Source organism: Actinomycetospora sp., assembly GCF_055612215.1.
Genome location: NZ_JBVPVA010000204.1, coordinates 1 through 5,613, shown reverse-complemented (window position 1 = coordinate 5,613; position 5,613 = coordinate 1). Strand labels below are relative to the sequence as shown.

Here is a 5,613-nt window from a genome sequence, read left to right as displayed (position 1 = left end):
ACCCACTGGAAGCCCACCGGGTGGGCCTCCGCCATGTTCGATCCCTCGATGACGATGCAGTCCGAGTGGATCAGGTCCTGCTGGAAGTTCGAGGCCCCTCCGCGGCCGAAGCTGGTCCCCAGACCGGGGACGGTGGCGCTGTGTCAAATGCGCGCCTGGTTCTCCACCTGGATCGCGCCGAGCGCCATGAACAGCTTCTTGATGAGGTAGTTCTCCTCGTTGTCCAGCGTCGCGCCGCCCAGGCTCGAGAAGCCCAGCGTGCGCCGCAGGACGCGGCCCTCGGAGTCGGTGTCCTGCCAGCCCCGGCGACGGGCGTCGATCACGCGGTCGGCGATCATGTCGACGGCCGTGTCGAGGTCGAGGTCCTCCCACTCGGTGCCGTACGGGCGGCGGTAGCGCACCGTCGTCACGCGGCTCGGGGAGGTGACCAGCGAGGTGGACGCGGAGCCCTTCGGGCAGAGCCGGCCGCGGGAGACCGGCGAGTCGGGGTCGCCCTCGATCTGGGTGACCCGCCCGTCGCGCACGTAGATGTTCTGCCCACAGCCCACTGCGCAGTAGGGGCACACGGACTTCACCACCTCGTCGGCGGTGTCGGTCCGCGGGCCGAGGGCCTTCGTGCGTGGACTCTCGACGGCGTGCCCGCGGCCCAGCGGGTCGGAGCCCGTCGCCTGCCGGAACAGCGGCCACTCACCGAGCCAGGTGCGGGCACCCATCGAGTTCTGTCCCCCGGAGGTCGGACGGATGTGGCGGAGGCGGACGGGAATCGAACCCGCCTGGCCGAGATACCCGGCCACGTCGGTGTTGAAGACCGCGGGGCCCACCAGGAACCCTGACGCCTCCGCGTCGGAGAGTAGGTCACTCCTCCGACAGCCTGCAGCGTGGACGATCGGCCGCGCCCGGGTCGCCACACGATCGTCACGAGGCCACCATGACGACGATGTGGACCGGTCCCGCAGTCACCCGGCCGTCATCCCCGGACGGTCCCGGTGCCTGAGGCGCCGTCCGGCCCGGTCGTGATCGGCGTCGACGTCGGCACCACGGCGACCAAGGCCGTCGCGTTCGCCGTGGGGTCGACGACGGCGTTCGGCGCGGGGGAGGCCGGTTACGCCCTGTCCGAGCCGGAGCCCGGCGCCGCGGTGCAGGACCCCGAGGCCGTGTGGGACGCCGTCGGCGACGCGGTCCGCGAGGCGGTCGCCGCACTGCCGGCCGGGACCGAGGTGGCGGCGCTGGCCTTCAGCGGGGCGATGCACGGCCTGTTGGCCCTCGACGACCGCGGCGACCCGCTCGGCCCGCTGATCACCTGGGCCGACACCCGCGCGAGCGCGGTCGCGGCCGAGCTGCGCCGGGCTCCCGGTGGCCTCGCGCTGCACCGGCGCACCGGGACCCCGCTGCACCCGATGAGCCCGCTGGTCGAGCTGGCCTGGCTGGCGCGTGAGCGCCCGAGCCTGCACGCGGCCGCGGCCACCTGGGGCGGCAGCAAGGAGTTCGTGCTGGCCCGCGCGACGGGGGCCCGCGTCACCGACACGTCCTGCGCTTCAGGCACGGGGCTCTACGACCTCGCCTCCGGGACCTGGGACGACGAGGCGCTGTCCCTGGCCGGGGTCGACGCCGCACACCTCGGCACGCTGGTGGCGCCCACCGACGTCGTGGGCCGGCTGCGCACCGACGACTGGGGCGTCCCGGCCGGCACCCCGGTCGTCGCCGGCGGCGCCGACGGGCCGTTGGCGAACCTCGGGATCGGCGCCGTGCGCCCCGGGGTCGCGGCGTGCTCGATCGGGACGAGCGGCGCCCTGCGCGTCACGGTCGACCGGCCCGAGGTCGACCCCCGCGGCCGGCTGTTCTGCTACGGCCTCACCGAGGACCGCTGGGTGGTCGGGGGCGCGATCACCAACGGCGGCGTGGTGCTGGACTGGGCCCGCGAGACGCTCGGCGGCGACGTCGGGGACCTGCTCGCCGCGGCCGCCGCGGTGCCGGCGGGGGCGGAGGGCCTCCTGGCGCTGCCCCACCTGCTGCCCGAACGCGCGCCGCACTGGGACGCGCGCGGAGCCGGGGCCCTCGTCGGCCTGCACCGCGCACACGGCGCCGGGCACGTGGTGCGGGCGCTGCTCGAGGGGGTGTGCCTGCAGCTGCGGCTGGTCCTCGACTCGATGCGGGAGGCGGGCCTCGCCGTCGACGAGGTCCGCGCCACCGGCGGCTTCGCGCGCAGCGCCTTCTGGCGGCAGCTGCTCACCGATGCCCTGGGCATGCCGGTCGGCTTCCCCGCGGTCGACCAGGGCTCGGCGTACGGGGCCGCCCTGCTGGGCCAGCAGGGCGTCGGGCTCCTGCCTCCCGGTCCCGACGCCCTCGCCGACGCCGCGGCCGACGTCGCCCTCGACGAGGTGCTCACCCCGACCGACGCGGCGGACGTCTACACCGCCCGGCTCCCGCTGCTGGACCGCGTCCACGACGCCCTCGCCGACGTGGCCGACGAACTCCGTCCCTGACGGAGGGGTCGGCCGTCAGGTCGCGGGCGTGGGCTCCCCGGCGGGGACGGCACCGGCCTCGGCTTCCCCCTCGACGGCCGCGTCGGCGACCTCCTCGAGCTCCACCAGCGCCTCCTCGAGGAAGGTCAGCAACCGCTGCAGGCGCGGGACGCTGCGCCGGCAGCCGGTGAGGCCGAACTCGAGGTGGTCGGCGTAGGACATCGCCGTGATGTTGAGGGCCTGCCCGTCCAGCGGCACCGAGAGCGGGTAGATGCCGCCCAGGCGGGCGCCCTCCCAGTACAGCGGGTCCTTCGGGCCGGGGACGTTCGAGATGATCAGGTTGAAGCCCTGGTGCAGCGCGGAGGAACCGGGCAGGCTCCCCAGCCCGATCGGCGCCGCCACGGCCATCGACAGCGCCGCGGTGACCATCGGGTCGCGGTCGACGAGGTTGTCCTTCGCGGCGCGCCCGGAGGCCTGGATGCGCCGCAGCCGCTCGGCGGGGTCGGGCTCCTCGGTGGCGAGCCCGACGAGGATCGCGCCGAGCTGGTTCCCGCCGCCCTGGTCGCCCTTCCCGAGCGCGACCGGGAGCGCGGCGACGAGCTGCGAGTCGGGCAGGCCGTCGTTGTCGAGCAGGTAGGAGCGCAGCGCGCCGGCGCACATCGCCAGCACGACGTCGTTGATCGTCGAGCCGGTGCGCTCGCGGACCCGCTGGATCCGCTTCAGCGACCACGATTCGGCGGCGAAGCGGCGCGCGCCCGTGATCGGGACGTTGAACATGGTCGGCGGGGCCTCGAACGGCAGCACCAGGTCGTGGCCGGTGATGCCCTTGAGGGTGGTCGAGGCGAGCGCCGGACCGACGGCCAGCGCGCTCGCCGTCGTGCTCGCCACCGACTCCACGGCGTGCCAGCCGCCCTGGACGGCGCCGCCGAGGGCGGCGAGCGGACCCGAGGCGCCCTGCTCCTGCTCCGACCCGGCCTGGCGGCGCGTGCGGCGCTCCACGGCCCAGAACGGCGCCATGTCCCGGGCGTCCGGGTCGGTCGACAGCGCCTTCTGCAGGTGCCGCATCGCGGTGACGCCGTCCATCATCGCGTGGTGGATCTTGGAGTAGACGGCGAAGCGGTCGCCCTCCACGCCCTCGATGAGGTGGAACTCCCACAGCGGCCGGTGCCGGTCGAGCAGGCTGCCGTGCAGGCGGGAGACCAGCTCGAGCAGCTCGCGGATGCGCCCGGGACGCGGCAGCGCGGAGAGCCGGACGTGGTACTCGATGTCGAGGTCGTCCTCCTCGGCCCAGGCCCACTGCCCGAGGGTGGTCACCGACCGCACCGCCCGGCGCCGGAAGTCCCGGGCCACCCCGACGTCGCCGGAGACGAGGCTGCGGTGCAGGTCGCCGAGGTAGTCCTCGCCGGCGCCCTCGGGCCGGTCGAACAGCATCAGTGACCCGACATGGGTGGGCCGTTCCCGCGACTCCGCCAGCAGGAACATCGAGTCCCGGAACGACATCGTCGCCATGCTGACCTCCGCCTCGATGACTGGGCCGATCGGACGATGCACGCCCCGCCGATGGCGCCCGTCAGTGTGACTGACCGGACAAGCGCTGTCGCGGGCGCACCTCGGGCGGCGGGAGCTGGTGTGGGCGGTCCGCTCGAACGGCGGTGGGCGAGCGCGTCCAGGACGGCGGACGATGGCCGGACCCGGTCGTCGGCACGGACCGCGACGAGCGGTCTCCGAAGGGCTCCCACCTGCACCGACGGCCGTAGGAGGAGCCCCGTTGCTCGAGGCTCGGCAGCCGTTCGCGAGGGGAGACGCCGTCGTGACCGACCGGGACCGCGTCACCTCGTGCACCGGAGCCCCCGGCCGGGACGTGACGGTTCCGGCGACCCGGGCGGAACGGCGCGCCCGCACCCGGGCCGCCATCCTGGAGGCGGCCCGCGAGACGTTCGCGGCGAACGGCTTCGAGAAGTCGACGATCCGCGCGGTCGCGCGCCGGGCCGGTTACGACCCGGCCCTGGTGATGCAGCACTTCGGCAGCAAGACCGAGCTGTTCCGGGAAGCGACGGCGATCGACCTCGACGTGGCCTCGGCTCTTGACGGGCCGGCGGAGACGCGGACCGAGCGGATCCTGTGGCGCACCTTCGAGGGCCTCGACGCCCAAGCGGCGCGCGTGGCATCCACCCTGCGGACGATGCTGACCCACGACGAGGTCGCGGGCGAGGCCCTCCGGCTGTTCCACCCTCCCGGCCTCGACGACGACGCCGGGGGCGGACCGGACGCCGACCCGCTCACCGACCTGCGACGGGAGCTGGTCGTCGCCGTCACGCTGGGGACGGCCATCGCGCGTTACGTGCTGCGCTCGCCCGCCGTCGAGGCCGCGAGCCGGGAGGACCTGCTCGCGTGCCTGCTCCCGGCCGTCGACGCCTTGCGGTCGCCGCCGGTCCGGGTCCCGGGCACGAGGTGAGGAGCCCGGTCACGACGGAAGCACCGCGGTGGGTGCCCCCGGCAGGACTCGAACCTGCGACCACGGGATTAGAAGGCCCATGCTCTGTCCAGCTGAGCTACGGGGGCTCGCGAGCGGAGCGTAACCGGCGCCACCGGGGCTCGCCGGGGCGCTCCGGACCGCCGCGTCGCTCCCGTCGGACCCCGCGCGGCGCGCTCCGTCACCTCGACCCGTGCGGGGGCCGGCGTCGGGCCGATCCCGGGCGTGGGTATAGTTGACGTCGCCCGCGGGGAACGGACGCACCGAGTGCGGACGGCCGGGGCCGACCGAGTCCATCGGGACGTCGGGTACAGTCGAAGACGCGATGCAGCGGGACCGGGCGCGAGTCCGAGGACCCTCCTCGCAGCCCGATCGGGCGAGCCGGACCGGGACCCCCCGGACAAGCTCTCCGAACCGAGCGGGTACAGTGGGAATCACCGCGAGGAACTCCGCCGGAAACGGCTGAGCGAAGCGCGTGTGGTCGTCCTTTGAGAACTCAACAGTGTGCTGACGTTTTGTGTGCTTTGGCCTCTGACCTTTTGGTTGGGGGTTTCTTTGAGTAGCTAGTTTTTGTCAGGAGAGTTGGTTTTTCTCTTCTAACGGTTTTTGTTGGAGAGTTTGATCCTGGCTCAGGACGAACGCTGGCGGCGTGCTTAACACATGCAAGTCGAGCGGTAA

The 5,613-nt window shown here is 73.8% G+C and carries 3 protein-coding genes, 2 tRNA genes, 1 rRNA gene and 1 pseudogene; 3 read left to right on the top strand and 4 right to left on the bottom strand.

The genetic code is table 11. The features are described from left to right. A pseudogene (locus AC0CYZ_RS05585) lies at positions 1 to 713 on the bottom strand (formate dehydrogenase); the annotation flags it as partial. Positions 714 to 744: 31 nt separating this feature from the next. Next, positions 745 to 840, bottom strand: a tRNA-Sec gene (locus AC0CYZ_RS05580). Positions 841 to 986: 146 nt separating this feature from the next. Between AC0CYZ_RS05580 and AC0CYZ_RS05575 the strand changes: the two genes are divergently transcribed. Then, on the top strand, positions 987 to 2,483 hold the full coding sequence (locus tag AC0CYZ_RS05575) for a gluconokinase (protein WP_472213144.1): 1,497 nt from the start codon (positions 987 to 989) through the stop codon (positions 2,481 to 2,483). Positions 2,484 to 2,498: 15 nt separating this feature from the next. Here the strand turns inward: AC0CYZ_RS05575 and AC0CYZ_RS05570 are convergent, their stop codons facing one another. Further along, on the bottom strand, positions 2,499 to 3,971 hold the full coding sequence (locus AC0CYZ_RS05570) for a WS/DGAT/MGAT family O-acyltransferase (RefSeq protein ID WP_472213142.1): 1,473 nt from the start codon (positions 3,969 to 3,971) through the stop codon (positions 2,499 to 2,501). Between the two features lie 301 nt (positions 3,972 to 4,272). On the opposite strand from AC0CYZ_RS05570, the gene AC0CYZ_RS05565 reads away from it, so the two are divergent. Continuing rightward, a complete protein-coding gene (locus AC0CYZ_RS05565) occupies positions 4,273 to 4,917 on the top strand; it encodes a TetR/AcrR family transcriptional regulator (protein WP_472213140.1) in 645 nt (214 codons plus the stop codon). 33 nt (positions 4,918 to 4,950) lie between these two features. Here the strand turns inward: AC0CYZ_RS05565 and AC0CYZ_RS05560 are convergent. After that, positions 4,951 to 5,024: transfer RNA gene (locus AC0CYZ_RS05560), tRNA-Arg, on the bottom strand. A gap of 517 nt (positions 5,025 to 5,541) precedes the next feature. Between AC0CYZ_RS05560 and AC0CYZ_RS05555 the strand changes: the two genes are divergently transcribed. Beyond that, a 16S ribosomal RNA gene (locus AC0CYZ_RS05555) occupies positions 5,542 to 5,613 on the top strand; the annotation flags it as partial.

Excerpts from the sequence above, each read along its gene's own strand:
- AC0CYZ_RS05570 (WP_472213142.1), bottom strand. The coding sequence starts at position 3,971 with ATGGCGACGATGTCGTTCCGGGACTCGATGTTCCTGCTGGCGGAGTCG.